General features: G+C 44.9%; 18 protein-coding genes and 1 pseudogene. 5 read left to right on the top strand and 14 right to left on the bottom strand.

What is annotated here, in order from left to right:
• Nucleotides 1-231: pseudogene (locus L5M51_RS22130) on the top strand (IS4 family transposase); the annotation flags it as partial.
• On the opposite strand, the gene L5M51_RS22125 reads toward L5M51_RS22130, so the two are convergent.
• From L5M51_RS22125 to umuD, 4 genes are all read right to left on the bottom strand, one after another.
• The gene (locus L5M51_RS22125) at nucleotides 186-1,658 is read right to left on the bottom strand and encodes a hypothetical protein (RefSeq protein WP_263174708.1); all 1,473 of its coding nucleotides are present in this window, start codon (nucleotides 1,656-1,658) and stop codon (nucleotides 186-188) included. The pseudogene L5M51_RS22130 and the gene L5M51_RS22125 sit on opposite strands and share 46 nt — an antisense overlap.
• Nucleotides 1,659-1,772: 114 nt before the next feature.
• Nucleotides 1,773-2,123 (bottom strand): hypothetical protein, encoded by a 351-nt coding sequence (locus L5M51_RS22120; RefSeq protein WP_263174705.1) that lies wholly within the window; start codon nucleotides 2,121-2,123, stop codon nucleotides 1,773-1,775.
• A gap of 167 nt (nucleotides 2,124-2,290) precedes the next feature.
• Nucleotides 2,291-3,544, bottom strand: coding sequence for a Y-family DNA polymerase (locus L5M51_RS22115; RefSeq protein ID WP_263174704.1), 1,254 nt, complete (start codon nucleotides 3,542-3,544; stop codon nucleotides 2,291-2,293).
• The gene (gene umuD, locus L5M51_RS22110; protein WP_263174703.1) at nucleotides 3,532-3,966 is read right to left on the bottom strand and encodes a translesion error-prone DNA polymerase V autoproteolytic subunit; all 435 of its coding nucleotides are present in this window, start codon (nucleotides 3,964-3,966) and stop codon (nucleotides 3,532-3,534) included. The genes L5M51_RS22115 and umuD overlap by 13 nt, the downstream gene beginning before the upstream one ends.
• A gap of 203 nt (nucleotides 3,967-4,169) precedes the next feature.
• Between umuD and L5M51_RS22105 the strand changes: the two genes are divergently transcribed.
• The gene (locus L5M51_RS22105) at nucleotides 4,170-5,039 is read left to right on the top strand and encodes a hypothetical protein (protein WP_263174701.1); all 870 of its coding nucleotides are present in this window, start codon (nucleotides 4,170-4,172) and stop codon (nucleotides 5,037-5,039) included.
• A gap of 119 nt (nucleotides 5,040-5,158) precedes the next feature.
• On the opposite strand, the gene L5M51_RS22100 is transcribed toward L5M51_RS22105, so the two are convergent.
• Complete coding sequence (locus tag L5M51_RS22100) at nucleotides 5,159-5,323, bottom strand: hypothetical protein (protein WP_263174700.1); 165 nt, start codon at nucleotides 5,321-5,323, stop codon at nucleotides 5,159-5,161.
• Between the two features lie 25 nt (nucleotides 5,324-5,348).
• Nucleotides 5,349-5,804 carry a hypothetical protein gene (locus L5M51_RS22095; RefSeq protein ID WP_263174699.1) on the bottom strand — a complete coding sequence of 152 codons (456 nt, stop codon included), beginning with the start codon at nucleotides 5,802-5,804 and terminating at the stop codon, nucleotides 5,349-5,351.
• A gap of 331 nt (nucleotides 5,805-6,135) precedes the next feature.
• Between L5M51_RS22095 and L5M51_RS22090 the strand changes: the two genes are divergently transcribed.
• Together L5M51_RS22090 and L5M51_RS22085 are read left to right on the top strand one after the other, a co-directional pair.
• Nucleotides 6,136-6,339, top strand: a complete 204-nt coding sequence (locus tag L5M51_RS22090) for a hypothetical protein (RefSeq protein WP_263174697.1) — start codon at nucleotides 6,136-6,138, stop codon at nucleotides 6,337-6,339.
• Nucleotides 6,340-6,355: 16 nt separating this feature from the next.
• Entirely contained in the window at nucleotides 6,356-6,604 is a 249-nt protein-coding gene (locus L5M51_RS22085; RefSeq protein WP_263174694.1) for a hypothetical protein, read from the top strand.
• Nucleotides 6,605-6,827: 223 nt separating this feature from the next.
• On the opposite strand, the gene L5M51_RS22080 is transcribed toward L5M51_RS22085, so the two are convergent.
• From L5M51_RS22080 to L5M51_RS22045, 8 genes are all read right to left on the bottom strand, one after another.
• Entirely contained in the window at nucleotides 6,828-8,096 is a 1,269-nt protein-coding gene (locus L5M51_RS22080; RefSeq protein WP_263174693.1) for a vWA domain-containing protein, read from the bottom strand.
• Between the two features lie 24 nt (nucleotides 8,097-8,120).
• Nucleotides 8,121-8,771, bottom strand: a complete 651-nt coding sequence (locus L5M51_RS22075; RefSeq protein WP_263174691.1) for a hypothetical protein — start codon at nucleotides 8,769-8,771, stop codon at nucleotides 8,121-8,123.
• A gap of 77 nt (nucleotides 8,772-8,848) precedes the next feature.
• On the bottom strand, nucleotides 8,849-9,427 hold the full coding sequence (locus L5M51_RS22070) for a TerD family protein (RefSeq protein WP_115407279.1): 579 nt from the start codon (nucleotides 9,425-9,427) through the stop codon (nucleotides 8,849-8,851).
• A gap of 84 nt (nucleotides 9,428-9,511) precedes the next feature.
• Nucleotides 9,512-10,093, bottom strand: coding sequence for a TerD family protein (locus L5M51_RS22065; protein WP_115407278.1), 582 nt, complete (start codon nucleotides 10,091-10,093; stop codon nucleotides 9,512-9,514).
• 40 nt (nucleotides 10,094-10,133) lie between these two features.
• On the bottom strand, nucleotides 10,134-11,168 hold the full coding sequence (locus L5M51_RS22060; RefSeq protein ID WP_263174688.1) for a TerC/Alx family metal homeostasis membrane protein: 1,035 nt from the start codon (nucleotides 11,166-11,168) through the stop codon (nucleotides 10,134-10,136).
• 22 nt (nucleotides 11,169-11,190) lie between these two features.
• Nucleotides 11,191-11,643, bottom strand: a complete 453-nt coding sequence (locus L5M51_RS22055) for a tellurite resistance TerB family protein (RefSeq protein WP_263174686.1) — start codon at nucleotides 11,641-11,643, stop codon at nucleotides 11,191-11,193.
• 25 nt (nucleotides 11,644-11,668) lie between these two features.
• The gene (locus L5M51_RS22050; protein WP_263174684.1) at nucleotides 11,669-12,808 is read right to left on the bottom strand and encodes a TerD family protein; all 1,140 of its coding nucleotides are present in this window, start codon (nucleotides 12,806-12,808) and stop codon (nucleotides 11,669-11,671) included.
• Nucleotides 12,808-13,398: a TerD family protein gene (locus L5M51_RS22045; RefSeq protein ID WP_263174682.1), complete on the bottom strand. Its 591-nt coding sequence runs from the start codon at nucleotides 13,396-13,398 to the stop codon at nucleotides 12,808-12,810. The genes L5M51_RS22050 and L5M51_RS22045 overlap by 1 nt, the downstream gene beginning before the upstream one ends.
• A 244-nt stretch (nucleotides 13,399-13,642) precedes the next feature.
• Here L5M51_RS22045 and L5M51_RS22040 point away from each other — a divergent pair, with 244 nt between their 5' ends.
• Nucleotides 13,643-14,701 (top strand): ATP-grasp domain-containing protein, encoded by a 1,059-nt coding sequence (locus L5M51_RS22040; RefSeq protein WP_263174681.1) that lies wholly within the window; start codon nucleotides 13,643-13,645, stop codon nucleotides 14,699-14,701.
• Nucleotides 14,702-14,716 lie beyond the last annotated feature (15 nt).

The following is a 14,716-nucleotide window of genomic DNA, read 5'->3' as shown; positions in this document are numbered from 1 at the left end:
GAATGGCGAGTACTGATGGCGCTCTACAAGCCAAGGGCGCACAAAGGCAAAGAGGCACCAAATATGAAGTGGGCCTATCAGTCTCTGGCGAAATTAGGCGGCTTTAATGATAGCAAGCGCACGGGAATGGCTAGCTGGACCACGATTTGGGAAGGATGGGATGATCTTCAGGCTCAAGTAAAGGGCTATCGATTAGCCAAAGCCCTTTTTGAAGCCGGAAAAACGCTATGAGATCTGATCAAGAGACAGTCCCTACCCTGTTCGGTGTCTCCCAGCTTGATTAGCAGCGTTCGGACTATGCCAGCACGAGCAGTTAATTGATCGACTGTCAGATTTTGGTAGGTACTATTCGCGATCGATAGAGCATGGATCGATAATGTCTGGAACTCTTGCTTGTCAGCCTCCCGGGTAGTTTGTCTCCCTTTGGTATATTCGTTATAGGCATCGGTTGCTTCATACAAGGCTGCGGTCACTTGTTCTGAACCTGTGCGCACGGTGCCGTAGACAACGTCAGTCAGCCCGCCTGAACTGTCAAAATTGGCGGTAAAAGAGTTGCTTTCCCCAAGATGATTCTTGAATGGCAGTATGGCCACATAGCCAAACTCTGGCGCGGTAATAAACCCACTGAACAGCAAGGACCCTGCGGATGCATTACCTTTTTCCGTACGATTTAGTTTAAGCTGGCGCGTGCCAAAAGTTGAATAATACAACCCAAAATAATCATTTTTCGGCTGGACCGTTGTTTCTTTCTTCAGATAATTTGAAGCCGTATTCTCAATGCTTAACTTGAAACTGTATTTGACGGCCATATTCTCAGCGAGGTAATTCCTGCGGCTGGAATCATTAGAGTAAACCCATGGAAGGAAGTCTTCCAGTCTGTTAGTGATCTCAATGCTGGCATCTGCAATTTTCGCCGTATCGTAGGTGTATTCGCGCTGCAGAGTGATCTTCTTCTGGAACTTCTCGAGGGCTAAAGATGCCTGCGAAACCGCTTTTTGTGCGGCAAGTACCGCTTGCTCTTGTACAGTGGTATCCCCCTTGGCTGCAGCTAACTTCTTCTGCTGTTTATTTAGCTCTGTAGTTTTACTTAGCACCGTGGCCGTGAGTGAATCCATCACTACCGACACAATAGGTTCTTGGCTGAGTTCGGGAATACACATCCCTTTGGGTTCAAAACTTTTTACTATCTCCTTTGGAGGACTGGCTAATGAGATTGGTATTCCTTGAGAAATGGCTGCAATATTGACAATGGTTTTCACGGCGGCCATGCCCAACTCAATAGATTTATCATCGGCATTGGTTGCAAAAGACTTAAGGAGCCCATTGGGATGCATAAACACTGTCATCCCCCAGTCTTTGGTAAATTCATGCAGTTCTTCAGGGTCTACTACGAACACCTTAGTGAGATCGGGGTGAGCAGTTTGTTTGACTGTAGCTGTGGTCTGATAATCAAAATCAAGTATACCTTTGTTCATTTGACAATAAAGCAGCTTGTGAGTCAGCGTAACAACTTGACTCGATGCCGGTAAGTAGTAGACAAGTCCTTGTTGGGCATATTTAGCGTTGTCAGAGTTGCTAATTGTAACGACTGTTGTCTTGAGGGTACTTGTACAGCCAGAAAGTAACAAAATGGCGGCAGCGATTCGCGTCGTATGCATCGTGAATTCCTTTTCAATGAGTAATAGGGACTACTCATTAAAAATAATATCTCATTCAGGATCTAGCAAACTTAATGCTACTTAACCGGCGCCATATAAGCACAACCTAATTCGTTATCGGGCGAAAACGTCTCTCATGCGTGGCAATAGTGCTTCTATATTCGGGTCCATCAGCTCAAATTCGATTAGTTTGTTGGCAGGCGTGCGAAACGGGGTACCGGAGAGTATGCCTTCACGGAAGAGAGCAACAATGGCCTGATCGATGTCGCGGCGCTCGTATTGCTGGATATCGACAGGGGCATACCAAAAGCCGTCTTGGTGGAGCCATGTCTCTGTTCCTAATTTGTCGAAAAAGGCCCCTAACGGGAGTGCTGTGTCATCGCGCATTTCAAAAATGCTGTGGACGGCCGCGGTGAGATACTTTGGGAGCAAGCGACGTGAATGCGCAGTGGGTTTGAATAGCATAAACTTCTCCTACCGGTTGGAATTATCCTATTAAAGCACCTAGGGATTGCTTTAGGCAAATCAGGAAGGGGCAAAAATGGCCAACACTGCAAACCGGTAGTGGCGCCGTATCATCCAGTCTCGTTTCAGTGGTGCTTAGCCGATGGCCATAACGTCACAGAATCCTGTTACGCTTTAACCGTCGGTATATCGGACCAACGAGTAGTGTATTGAGGTGATAGAAATTCTCGGCGCATAGTCCAATGCTGATCACTCCCCTGTGCAGCAATATACAACACATCACGGCCATAGCGATTATTCAGACTATCAAAGATTTTCATTAAGTTAGGGTCGCTCTTGGGCGCATTAAATAAGTCATATTGCACTGAGGTTTTAGGGCAAAGATCAATCAGGCCTACACCAATACGGTAATAGCGCACACCAGGGCGATAGAGGTTTGATAGCTCGCGGCTAACCGCGGCGCACAGTTCACGACTGTCATCAGTGGCACAAGTAAACTGAACAAGCCTTTTAAAATACATAGGCTGTGGATCATGTGTCGAGTTGGCAGCAAACACGACCATTGTTTTACACAATGAGCCTTGTTCTCGAACCTTCGCACCGGCAATTGCGGCATGCTTTGCTAACGCTTGGTGTAAATGTTCCCGGGTACATATTCGTTCGCCTAGGCTGCGGGTGGAAAATATTTGCTGCTTATCTGCTTTGGTGACATCCCACGTTTTACAGATCTGCCCATTGAGTTCTCGCACTGTTCGCTCTACATCGATAGAAAAATGTTGTCGTGCTACTTTCGGCGCCAGTTGTGCCAAATCATAGGCAGTATGCACACCCAGTAATCCCAGTTTTACCGTTAGTTTGCGGCCAATCCCCCAAACCTCATCAACTGGCATCGATTTTAATATCTCAATACGCTGCGCATCGTTATCAATAACGCAAACACCTTTATATTGAGCCAATTGTTTCGCGGCATGATTAGCCAATTTCGCAAGGGTTAATGTCTCACCAACACCCACGCAAACAGGTAAACGGCACTCACGCCAAACAGCACGGCGCAACAGGGTACAATGGGCGTTTAAATCTGGGATTGCTGCACAGTGTTGAAATGACACAAACGACTCATCAATAGAGTACACGTATTGCTCGGGCGCAAACCGTCCGATCACTTGCATCATTTTTGCCGATAGATCGGCATAAAGTGCATAATTAGATGAAAACACCTGCACATTATGTCGTCTACATAGATGTTGCTGCTCAAAGTAAGGAGCAAATTTCTTCACGCCAACGGACTTGGCCGCGCGGTTGATTGCCACACAACAGCCGTCGTTGTTACTGAGCACAATCGCGGGAAGTCCGCGCAAGTCGGGCCTAAACACCATTTCGCACGACACATAAAATGAATTGGCATCAATCAGTCCGTACATGATTGACTCAGATATTGTTCAAGTAAGCTTGAATGCTCATGAAGTCGAATAGACTTGATGATCACCCCTTCCACCGAGAAGGTATCTGCATCATCGATAGAAACGGACGTCATATTTTGCTGCTGATCAATCGAAACCAGAAGCCGGCGCTTTTCATCAAGGAGCTTTACGGTAAATTCTCCGTTATAGCTGGCAACAACAATAGAGAGATTGCGGCGCTTGGCAGCACGGTCAATCACCAGTATATCGCCATCATAGATCCCAACCCCTTCCATTGAGCGGCCCGCAGCACGACCAAACCAGGTCGAGCTAGGATGCTCAACAAGCAGCTGATCAAGACTAAGGGGTAATTCAACGTAATCCGCTGCAGGACTTGGAAAACCCGAAATTCCCGCACTCGCATGGCATATTATGAGTTTCATACTTGCAAACCACTGTATAAATAATCAGTAATAATAGCAGTATTTATAAAAAATTTGAAAATTTAGATCAGACCTTGTGGGAGAGTAATAAAAATTCTATCCTGAACAATCAAGTACCCCTGCTCGTACCGTTTTAGATGAAACATGACCGAAATTCAAAATTGATTGATGATCCATCTGGTGCTTGATAGAAGAAAGTAATTATGAACCTCATCCCCTTTGGTTTACGCAGTGATGGTGTATATATCGATGTGGAAGAAGCAACTCGGGGTAAGTCCTGCGATTGTGTTTGCCCATCGTGCGGCATAGCCTTACTCGCTCGGCTGGGAGAGGTTAATGCCCCCCACTTTGCCCATGACTGCAAAGAAGTAAGTAAGGAAGAAATTGAGGCTTGTAAATTCTCGTTCTATGTCTCAGTGCGCTACATGCTTAAGCAGCTGTTTAAGGAGCAAGGCCTGTTAATGTTGCCGCCTCTTGATGTTGACCTGGATGGCGAAAAGCACGTCATTACTAAAAACACTAGAATCACCTATGAACTGAAGGATTTAGCGCAAGATACCTATGTTAATAATGTGAAGGTTGACATGGTTATAGCGGTATCTGAACGTAAGTTATGCCTTTACATATCCCACCCGGGACGCCCAGCGCCGATATATGATGACTTACGAAAGGACAAGCATACGGCGGTGTTAGAGCTAGAATTAATTCATTTCGCGAAGTTATTCAGCGAATCACACAGGCTAAAATCGGCTAAACAGTTGCTACAGGATTGGGTTGAGTCATCTATCAAGGGGAAGCATTGGATCTACAACCCAAGACGCAGCGCATGGCTTGAGTATCAACGAACTAAAGAAAAACCTGCCGAATCACCCAAGTCCACATTAGACAGAATTAAAGAGCAGATTGCTAAGACGGAGACCTGCAAATATCACTGTGTATTTTGTAAATTGGATTTTGAAGGCAGTTCGTTACTCAACCGCTGCCCAAAGTGTAATGACTATTTGTGTGTTATACGAAAACATCTAAATAGCGTCACATCCACTGCTGCAAAAGGAAAGTACCGCTATCGATGATAACAATGCCGTTGTTAGAGCAGTGAAATCGTATAATTGTGAGGGTTAAACCATGATTTCCGGCCAGTTTCTAAACTTCTTACCAAAAACCAATCTTCAGACTTAAGGTGTTCTGGTAATTAGTTCTCAATAGTTTTGTGCTGTCCGTCGTCAGTAATCACTTTCTCTGGTTTAGGTAATACTTCAAACTCACGACGTCGCACTGGAAATTCAACTAGAGAACTGTCTAAATCCTCAAATGAATATGCTTCTGAAACTGCAAAAAATTTTTGGCCAATTTGCATAATCTTCAACCTTTATTGATTGTTCTTACAAGAGCTTGTATTGAAGGACTTTAACATTTGGGAGCACGATTGAGTCACTGAAGATTTCAATGTTGAAATGGCGTAGAAAGTAATTAATCGTCACGCGGTGTTTACCACCAGCCAAGTAATACTTTCCATCCAGTTTTGCGAGCCAAACTCCGGCATCTTTGGGCCAATTGTCATCACAAAAATACTTCTGTGATTCCTCGAGACGCTTTAAGTAATCCGACATTCTTGAGTTACTATGGCCATCTAATAATTCTCCCCAAGTAATAGCTGAAACCATCGTAAAATCATGGCCTACTATTAGCGAGTATGGGACCGTTTCACGGGTAACCTCACAATTGAGCTTTTCAATTTTCCACCCCATTTCAATTTCAATGTCGAATAGGTTCCGCAATACAAAGTCACTCAGCGGAGCGGGTTGAATAGCATTTAACTCTCTCAGATTTGTCTTCAATTCAATTTATTCCTTGCATGTGTCACCGGCGTTTATCGTCTATTAGGAATGAACAAACGCTTCCGCGGCTTTAATCTCTGTAAATACCTAACAATTATTATCGCTTTTCATGATGCGACGAGTGTTTGGTTCATCGTAAGGTTTCATATCCCAGTATTTAGGGGTTTCCGCCCGCAGCTCCGCGGCAATCCGTGCTCTTGCTTGTCTTCCCCCTTGCTTGCATGATGGCCTAAGTTAAATTATTTTAGCATCGGTTGTGCTGGGACTTATCATTTGGTGCTAATGTCTTGCCCAGAAATACATTTGGAAATCTTTTGCTCAGGACGAAACAATGTTACGTGAGATGTTCAACTTCAATAGTGCTAGTGACACTGTGAAAACCTATGTATTACGCTTACGCCGTGCTAAGCACATGGAAACTTTGGAAGTGATGGTTGAGCGCATGGAGGCTGATGCGAAAAACGCCGTCGAACGTGCTGACATCGCCCATGCATACAGCATTAGGGAAATGGAAATATCTAATAGTATTTATTAACCATAAATAACCACTTATGGCAAATGAAGGCTGGCTAGCAGTATTCAGTTTAGGGGTAACCCTAACGCTACTATCGCTATTGCGCGACTGGTTATTTCCCACTATTGGGCGAGGTTTGTTGTTTCGTGTTTATGCGGGCCCAGGTGTATTAGTCCATGAACTCAGTCATACTCTTACTGCAATTCTGGTTCGGTTTACTATTACCCAAGTATCCTTTTTCTCACCACAGCCTGACGGTACACTTGGCTTTGTGGAGTACCTGTAGGAGAGGTTAAGATTCATACTAAACAGTCAAGTAATCCTGTTAGTACCGTTTTAGATTAAACGTGACCAGAAATATAGATTCATACTGATTGCTACAAGCAAGTCTAAATCGAGCTACAACTTAGCATTAAAGTATCAAACTGGTCATATCTCGCTTTGGGACATAACCGTTTTAGAAATGGCAGCGTATTTATAAGAACACTGCCATCAAGTATAATACTTTATTACTTGATTATCGATTTACGCTTGGCATCTGCTAGCCAGTCCGAGAATTCCATCAAAAGCTTGTCATAAAGCATATTGTCCGACACCGTTTTGAAGTTATCAATAGGGAAAAAGTCAGTATTATCAAGAAGACGATCGGTGAAATCGTCGAGCTCTTCTAAAACACCGTAGTTGTGCCCACCAAGACCTACAAACTTCCAGAAAATTGGGTAATTGGCCGACTCGCGGATTGCATCTTTGATAGCTCTTGTCTTAGTGATTCCACCATCGGTGATGAAGACAACAAACACTGGTTCAAGGCTGTTTTTGAAGTGCTTAATAACATCAGCCATTACAGGTGGCTCATTATTTACCCCACCAAGCGTCGGCAATAATTCGAATAGCCCACGTTTACCCGAGTTTTGGATGCCAGAGATATAACCTTTAATGTTACTTAGCGACACATCAGGGTATTTTTTGTGGCGTTCGCCAAATCCCCAAACTTCCATCTGTCCATCATCATCAAACTGTGTTGCCAAGACAGTAATTCGCTCTAAAACAGCTTGAACATTACCTTGCTTGAATTGCTGAGTCATAGAACCAGATGCGTCGAGAACGAAGGCGACCTTAGCCTTAACATGCTCTAGTTTGTGCTTAGCCAAACTAATACTCACTGGTTTGGCTAGGCTGATAAGATGCGGCGCCTGCTCCTGTAGCTTTTTCTCCAGGCTTACCCCCGCAGGCGGCTTAGACGCCTCTAGAATGGGGGTAGGTGCAGGTGTTGGCTCATCATCCACATCGACACCATAGTTTGTCGCTAATGCCGCTAAGCCGCCATTAAACCCCATTCCAAGCGCTTTAAACTTCCATGCGCCGTTATGCCGGTAAATCTGCCCGACGATCAATGCTTTCTCGCTGCGATTGTCCAATGGCACATTGAAATTAGCCTGTCCATCCACCTTTAAGCTAAGACTGGCAAGATGCCCGACCGTACTGCTTCCATCCACTACCATGGTCAAAGCAATCTTATCTACAGTGGGCTCGACCTTTGCAGTGTTCACAACATAGCGGCCACCTGTAGGTGTCCTGCTATAAACAACCGCCCCATTGGTTGATTCTGGCTGATTGTAAAAAATGAAGTCACTATCACTTCTCACTTTGTCTTGGTTCGTCAACAAGAAGGCTGAGGTATCCACTTCACCCGCAAAGTTTACGCCGGGCTGATAGCTCATATCGATGACAAGTTCGCTACCACTTAAGCCAATGTTTTGACCTGAAATAAGTTCCATATTTTTCCCCTAACTCGACTCTTATTAATATCCTAAATCACCGCCTCGGCTGACTTTAGTTCTAGCTTGCAAAGCCATTAAGCACTCATCACGCTTTTGCTTATTGGTGAAATTTATTTGACGTGAACCAAATGCACCATGAATATAAAAGTTGACCCCTTTTTCCCGAGTGATATTGGTGATGTCCTTAACAGGAATTTCTTCACACTCTCCCATTCGTCTTAGAAATTGAAGTCGCAGATTTTCGCTTGCACTTGCGTTCGCAAGATCAACTGGGATTATCATTCTATTAGAATCGTCATTGAATATAACGCCTAAATATCGCACAGCCACACGCTGGGCAAGCTTACAGACCGGGTAAATACCTAGCGCTAGAAGCATGGCATCCAGACCGAGGATAACCTTTTGGTAGTCTGGGCCCACAAGTCCTGATAATTGACTCGTAGCATAAAACATAATGATCAACGTTGTGGTAATTAAGCCTACACTATACAAAATGCTTTTGATTAGTTGAGCGCTATCAAATACCCGTTGAGCATTGCTCGTCGAAAAATAGTTTTTCTTCAACTTCTTATAATGAAAGAATGACACAAACATAAACGGTAAAAATAGTAAAACTCCTGCCACCATAAAGAAGAGTTTTACCGACTCATCATTCGCTTTTCTTCTCGCCATATTTTTCCCCATACTGCTTTATAAAAAAAGGGCAAACTCCGTTGTGTTTGCCCTTTGAGGATTAAGTTATCTGCGAATTAAGACAGATTTACGCCGTGGGCTGTAGCGAGTGCCTGGAGGCCACCAGCGAAACCTTGACCAACGGCTTTGAATTTCCATTCTGTACCGTGTAGGTATAGCTCACCGAAGATCATTGCGGTTTCAACAGAAGCATCTTCTGACAAGTCGAAGCGTGCCAGCTCAACTTGGCTATCGTTGTTTGCAACGCGAATGTAGCCATTGCTCACCATGCCAAAGTTTTGCTTGCGTTGTTCTGCTTCGTGAATGGTAACAGCGAAAACCAGCTTCTTGACGTCCGCAGGGATCTTGGTTAAATCGATTTTAATCTGCTCGTCATCACCGTCGCCGGCACCAGTACGGTTGTCACCTTGGTGTTCAACAGAACCACATTGGCTATTTTTTTGACCGTAGAAAACGAAACCTGCATCAGACAGCACTTTACCGTTTTCACCAACCATGAATACTGAGGCGTCTAAATCGAAATCAGTTCCATCTGTAACGCGCTGATCCCAACCTAGACCCGCTAACACAACTTTCAAGCCTGCGTCAGCCTTGGTTAAAGAGATGTTGCCGCCTTTAGCTAAAGATACACCCATTTTAAAGCTCCTAATGTTTAGGGAATTGTCCCTGTAATACGGGGGGGCCCCGCTTTAGATTTAAATTGTTATACGCCCAACTGATTAGTTGGCAGAAACTCCGTACTCTGCACAAACTGAAGACAAGCCGCCTTTGTAGCCTTGGCCTACAGCTTTAAACTTCCACTCGCTGCCATGACGGTATAGCTCAGCGAACAACATTGCAGTTTCAGTCGAAGCATCTTCTGACAGGTCAAAGCGAATAATTTCCTTGCCTGATTCTTCATTAACTAGGCGTATGAACGCGCCGCTCACTTGGCCAAAGTTTTGACTACGAGCCGCAGCATCGTGGATTGTTACAACAAACACGATTTTAGCTACATCAGCAGGCAGAGTATCTAGATTGACCTTTAGGCTTTCGTCGTCACCGTCGCCGGCACCCGTACGGTTATCTCCGGTGTGTTCAATCGCACCACCAGCAGCACGCATGTTGTTATAGAACACGAAATCTTCTGGCGAACGCACTTTGCCATTTTCGCCGAGTAAAAATGCTGAAGCGTCTAAGTCGAAGTCTTGACCGTCAGTAGAGCGAGCATCCCAACCTAAGCCAACCAGTACCTTTTTCATGGTAGGGTCGGTTTTAGTTAGTGATACGTTGCCACCTTTAGATAGAGAAACAGTTGCCATTTATTAATTCCTTTTTCGATTTGGAGATTTGAACAGTTATTTACTTAGCTTCGGCTTCGTCATTCTCAGGGAATACGAAACTTGCAAACACACCACAGAACAAGACGACCCCTACTACGGCTAAACTTGCCATTGCGGAGATTGTATATTCATGGTGGAAGATGTGCGCGGTTGCATTCAGACCAAGTTTTAAGGCAATGAAGAACAACAGCACGATTACCGCTTTTTCAAGATGCACTAGGTACTGCTTTAGTGCTTCCAGAACGAAATACAAAGTTCGCAGGCCAAGAATGGCGAACATCATGGCACTGTATACAATTAGAGGCTCTTTGCTTACCGCGATAACAGCAGGCACAGAGTCAAACGCAAACATCACATCCGACAATTCTACCACGGCCAAACACAGCATTAGCGGTGTTGCGTAGTAGGCCGCTTTACCAACACGTCCCACTTGAACGTCTGCGTTTTCAGGTTTGGCAAGTTCTGCGTCCACTTCTGACTGCTTCAGCAAGAAGGCATGGCTAGTTAACTTAGGCCAAATGGGGAAAAAGCGTTTAACCAAGCGATAAGCCAAATGTTCCGAGTAATCTTCGATTGCATCGTCATCGTCACCACTTCGCAGCATCATGACAGCTGTCCAGCAAACGATTACAGCAAATACCATCTCAACCCATGGTCCAAGTGATAACAAGCTAGTACCGATTGCGACGAATATACCGCGGAATACGATTGCACCAATCACGCCCCAGTACAGAACGCGGTGACGATAACCATCTGGCACAGCAAACCAAGAGAAGATTGCCATCATGACAAACAAGTTATCAACTGATAGCACCTTTTCAAGCGCATAGCCGGTCACGAACAAGCTCGCCACTTCTGCGCCATGATTGGCGTAAAGGAAACCTGCAAACGCGAACGAGATGACTACCCAAAAAATCGACCACATTACTGCGCTTTTCAGTTGGATAGGTTTATCATCCCTGTGCATGAACAGGTCGATAAGGATCGCCCCTACTGAAAGTAGCAGAAAGACGGCTACAGTCTCTGGTGGGAAGCCTATATGCGTTGAACTCATGTATTTCGTTCCTTAATTACTACTATTGATAGTCAGACGGGTCTAGTCCTAGAGCTAAACTAATCTCTTTTACAGCGGCCTTCTCGTATTCATCGAAGTCGCCATCACTCTTCGCTACAGCAACACCTACACGCAGTGCTAACTGAGCAGCCCCACCATCGCTCTTTAACGCAACGATGTATTTCAAGGCTTCACCTTTACCAATATCTGCATCGAACTCGAAGCCAGAGATAATTTTTTGGAAAAAAGCAATCACTTCGTTAGTGTCGAAGACTTTAAGCTCGTCGGAGTTTTTGATAAACCCGACCATCTTCTGTTTTTCTTCACTGCTTACACCGTTAGATGAAGCGGCGATAAATGCACAAACGGCAACTGTACCTTCCATGAATTTTTTATTCTTGAAACGAGTTACCTGGTTTGCTAACTCGGTACGGCCTGTGTTTACCGCACTACGCACTTTATCTAAAAATGACATTATGCCTTCTCCTAGTTTGATTTGGTTATTTGCTGCCAGCTTTCCAGCGAAAGCCCCAGTCAAAAGCTTCATCCATTTGCTGGTGACCTGTAAAATAACGGTTTATACGCTCAACCTTGATTGTGCCTCCGTTATTAATCAGTCTTGCAATGGCACACATGCCATGACCTGAATGGCCTTCCGTGAGTCGAGTTTCAATAGGAGGTTGTCCCTCCAAATGAATAGTCACCACGCCATCGGTGCTTTCCCAATTAGGCACACCCTCGTAAATGAATGCAAACACGAGCACTTCACTGATGTTTTCCCATTGATTGCCGTTGACGAATAGCCATTCACCATCGGTACTATCACCGGTACGATCATCATCTTGCAACTCGACAAAGGGTGAATGATTCAGACTTCCGAATCCGTTACCTAAAGCCTGTATCACATTGCGACCACCGTCATTAGTTCTTACGAACGCGCCGAGGTCGAGGTCAACACCATTGTCACGTTTAAACAGTGAGAAGCCTTTATGAGTTGAGCCTCGGTGCCAGTTTAGGTTAATGCGAATTTTGCCAAACTTGTCACCTTGCTTGGTCAAACTTATTGTTGGCTTGTCCTTGCTTAGTGTCACCTTCTGCAAACTGATCGTTGGTGTTGGTATTGGTGTTGGTTTTGGCGCAGGTTCATCCGCGACATCGACCCCAAAATGTTCTGCTAAAGGCTTTAGACCTCCGTTAAAACCTTGAGACACGAAGCGGAATTTCCATTCTGCATTGCGTCGGTATAACTCACCCAAAATCAACGCGGCCTCACTGCGACCATTCATAGGTACGTCACAAGTGATTAAGACGTTACCGCCTTGCTCCACCTGAATTTTCAGGGTTCGTAGATTGCCAATCACTTGTCCGCCATCTACTGTTGCGGTGAATGCAATTTTTTGAACTGCCGCATGAATAGCGCCTAGGTTCACGTTGAAGGAGGTGTTTAGCGACCCACCTTCCAGTGTGATTGCGCCATCATCACTTCGAGGCTGGCCATAGAAAACCATATCAACGCCGTCTTGCACTTTATTGTTTTCATAAAGGCGGAAAGCGGACACATCAACATCGCCGCCAGAGATTACTCTCACAGTTAGCGGCAGTGTTGGAACGGGGGCGTTACCCCCTTGGATAAGATCCATTAGCGCACCAACGCTGAAACGATTTGATCCATCATGTCGTCAATGACTTGACCACGGCAAGGTAAGCCATGAGCAGTAAATTTCCACTCGCCGCCACTACGTTCAAGGGCTGCGATCAGAATGCCAGTATGCTGACCTTGTTCGGTCAAGGTGTACTTAGCCAATTCTTTGCCGCTTTGGTCTACAACGCGACAAAAAGCGTTTTCGACATCATTAAAAGTTTGACCGCGGAAACTGTTAACAGTGAAAGCTAAATGCTCTACGTTTGCTGGTAAGCGAGTTAAATCAATGCTGATGCTCTCATCGTCGCCATCACCCTCACCCGTAAGGTTGTCGCCGCTGTGCTTAACAGAGCCACACTTAGACTTTAATTGACGGAACCAAACTGTATCGAGTCGGTTACCGCGAGCGTCCATTAAAACTACGCTGGCATCGAGGTCAATAGAATCGCCGCCACCTAACAGCTTTGCAAAAAAACCTGATTTTTTTAGTGGATCCCAACCTAAGCCGAATTTAAGGCTAGTTAAGGGGGAACCTGATTGCTTGGCTAGTGAGACCGACTGCTTTTTTTCCAAAGAAATTGAAGCCATTTTCATTCCTTATTTTTTTGGGTTTAAAAACTACGTTTTTAATCTTTACCTTCCTAGGTCTAGGTCGGCTTTCAATAGGCAATAGGGGTGAAACATGTTCATTCCAACCTACCTTTGATGTGTCCATTTTTAACCAGAGTTAGATCTAAGTCAATCATAATTTGATTGACTACTCTCACATTTAATAATAAAGTTCGTGTCATCTAATCGGTAACACCTCTCTTTATTCATGGAAGCTAATACTTTGAAATCTATTTGGTTTATGGAGGGCTTATCCTCCCAGCGCGACATTATCATGGCGGTTATTGATGCTCGTCAGTCATTAGACTTATCTTTTCGCATTATTGCGTCCCATCGTGGCAGTCGCCCTGAGATTACATCGGTTGCCGATTTATCTTTGGTTGAGCCAAAAGGGGATACTGAGCGCCTAGAATTTATTAAATCTGTGGTAGCTGAAAACAATGTTGTCACTATTCAAGCTGGCCGCAATTGCCGCTGGATGGAGGAAAACAGGCGAGAAATTGAGGCGCTAGGCGTGTCACTGACAACGGGTGCGACTTGTCTTGATATGCACTCAATTGCAGATGATAAGGTTCGCTACGCTCATTATATGGAGCAGCATGGATTACCTGTTGTGCCATCTATTCAGATTGACACCGTTGATGAACTTGAAAAGCAGCTCGCCCTTAAAGTGGCGGTTGGTGAATTAACTTGCATCAAGCCAGTAGTTGGCATTTACGGTATTGGCTTCTGGATATTAGACCCTTCTGTTAGCCCGATGGCCGCTTTCAATAATCCTGATAATCGTCGGGTAACACCGAAGATGTACCTTACAGCAATGAGCCAGCAAACTAACGAAATACTTCCTGAGCCCATGGTGCTAATGCCATACCTAGCTGGTCGTGAACGTTCTGTTGATATGATTGTTGAGAATGGTGAAGTAATCGCCGCTGTTTGTCGCCGTAAAGAAGGTGCACTTCAGTCCATTGAGCAATCAGGAGTGGCTTTTGAATTAGCAAAAACTTGTGCGCAAATTATGCAGGCCGATGGTTTGGTGAACGTACAAACTCGTGATGATGCTAACGGCAAGCCTTATTTGCTGGAAATTAACATGCGCCCTTCCGGTGGAGTCTGCTACTCCCGTTCCTGTGGTATTAACCTTTCAGGTATCTTTGCTTTACGCAAGTTAGGACTTATCGACAAAGAAACCGCTATTAAGATGGGCACTGATGGTTTTAAACCTGCAGTGGTTCGGTCTGTATCAAGCGTGATCGCGCTCACCGAACAGCAATCGGCTGAATAACAATAAGAGGTAATT

This window comes from Shewanella sp. SM73, from assembly GCF_025653795.1.
Lineage (GTDB): Bacteria > Pseudomonadota > Gammaproteobacteria > Enterobacterales > Shewanellaceae > Shewanella > Shewanella oncorhynchi.
The sequence above is the reverse complement of the archived record's forward strand: the minus strand, read 5'-3'. Positions and strand labels throughout refer to the sequence as shown.

Excerpts from the sequence above, each read along its gene's own strand:
- L5M51_RS22050 (WP_263174684.1), bottom strand. The coding sequence starts at position 12,808 with ATGGATCTTATCCAAGGGGGTAACGCCCCCGTTCCAACACTGCCGCTA.
- L5M51_RS22055 (WP_263174686.1), bottom strand. The coding sequence starts at position 11,643 with ATGTCATTTTTAGATAAAGTGCGTAGTGCGGTAAACACAGGCCGTACC.
- L5M51_RS22100 (WP_263174700.1), bottom strand. The coding sequence starts at position 5,323 with ATGCAAATTGGCCAAAAATTTTTTGCAGTTTCAGAAGCATATTCATTT.
- umuD (WP_263174703.1), bottom strand. The coding sequence starts at position 3,966 with ATGAAACTCATAATATGCCATGCGAGTGCGGGAATTTCGGGTTTTCCA.
- L5M51_RS22060 (WP_263174688.1), bottom strand. The coding sequence starts at position 11,168 with ATGAGTTCAACGCATATAGGCTTCCCACCAGAGACTGTAGCCGTCTTT.
- L5M51_RS22115 (WP_263174704.1), bottom strand. The coding sequence starts at position 3,544 with ATGTACGGACTGATTGATGCCAATTCATTTTATGTGTCGTGCGAAATG.
- L5M51_RS22070 (WP_115407279.1), bottom strand. The coding sequence starts at position 9,427 with ATGGGTGTATCTTTAGCTAAAGGCGGCAACATCTCTTTAACCAAGGCT.
- L5M51_RS22065 (WP_115407278.1), bottom strand. The coding sequence starts at position 10,093 with ATGGCAACTGTTTCTCTATCTAAAGGTGGCAACGTATCACTAACTAAA.
- L5M51_RS22120 (WP_263174705.1), bottom strand. The coding sequence starts at position 2,123 with ATGCTATTCAAACCCACTGCGCATTCACGTCGCTTGCTCCCAAAGTAT.
- L5M51_RS22085 (WP_263174694.1), top strand. The coding sequence starts at position 6,356 with ATGGCAAATGAAGGCTGGCTAGCAGTATTCAGTTTAGGGGTAACCCTA.
- L5M51_RS22090 (WP_263174697.1), top strand. The coding sequence starts at position 6,136 with ATGTTACGTGAGATGTTCAACTTCAATAGTGCTAGTGACACTGTGAAA.
- L5M51_RS22125 (WP_263174708.1), bottom strand. The coding sequence starts at position 1,658 with ATGCATACGACGCGAATCGCTGCCGCCATTTTGTTACTTTCTGGCTGT.
- L5M51_RS22105 (WP_263174701.1), top strand. The coding sequence starts at position 4,170 with ATGAACCTCATCCCCTTTGGTTTACGCAGTGATGGTGTATATATCGAT.
- L5M51_RS22045 (WP_263174682.1), bottom strand. The coding sequence starts at position 13,398 with ATGGCTTCAATTTCTTTGGAAAAAAAGCAGTCGGTCTCACTAGCCAAG.
- L5M51_RS22075 (WP_263174691.1), bottom strand. The coding sequence starts at position 8,771 with ATGGCGAGAAGAAAAGCGAATGATGAGTCGGTAAAACTCTTCTTTATG.
- L5M51_RS22080 (WP_263174693.1), bottom strand. The coding sequence starts at position 8,096 with ATGGAACTTATTTCAGGTCAAAACATTGGCTTAAGTGGTAGCGAACTT.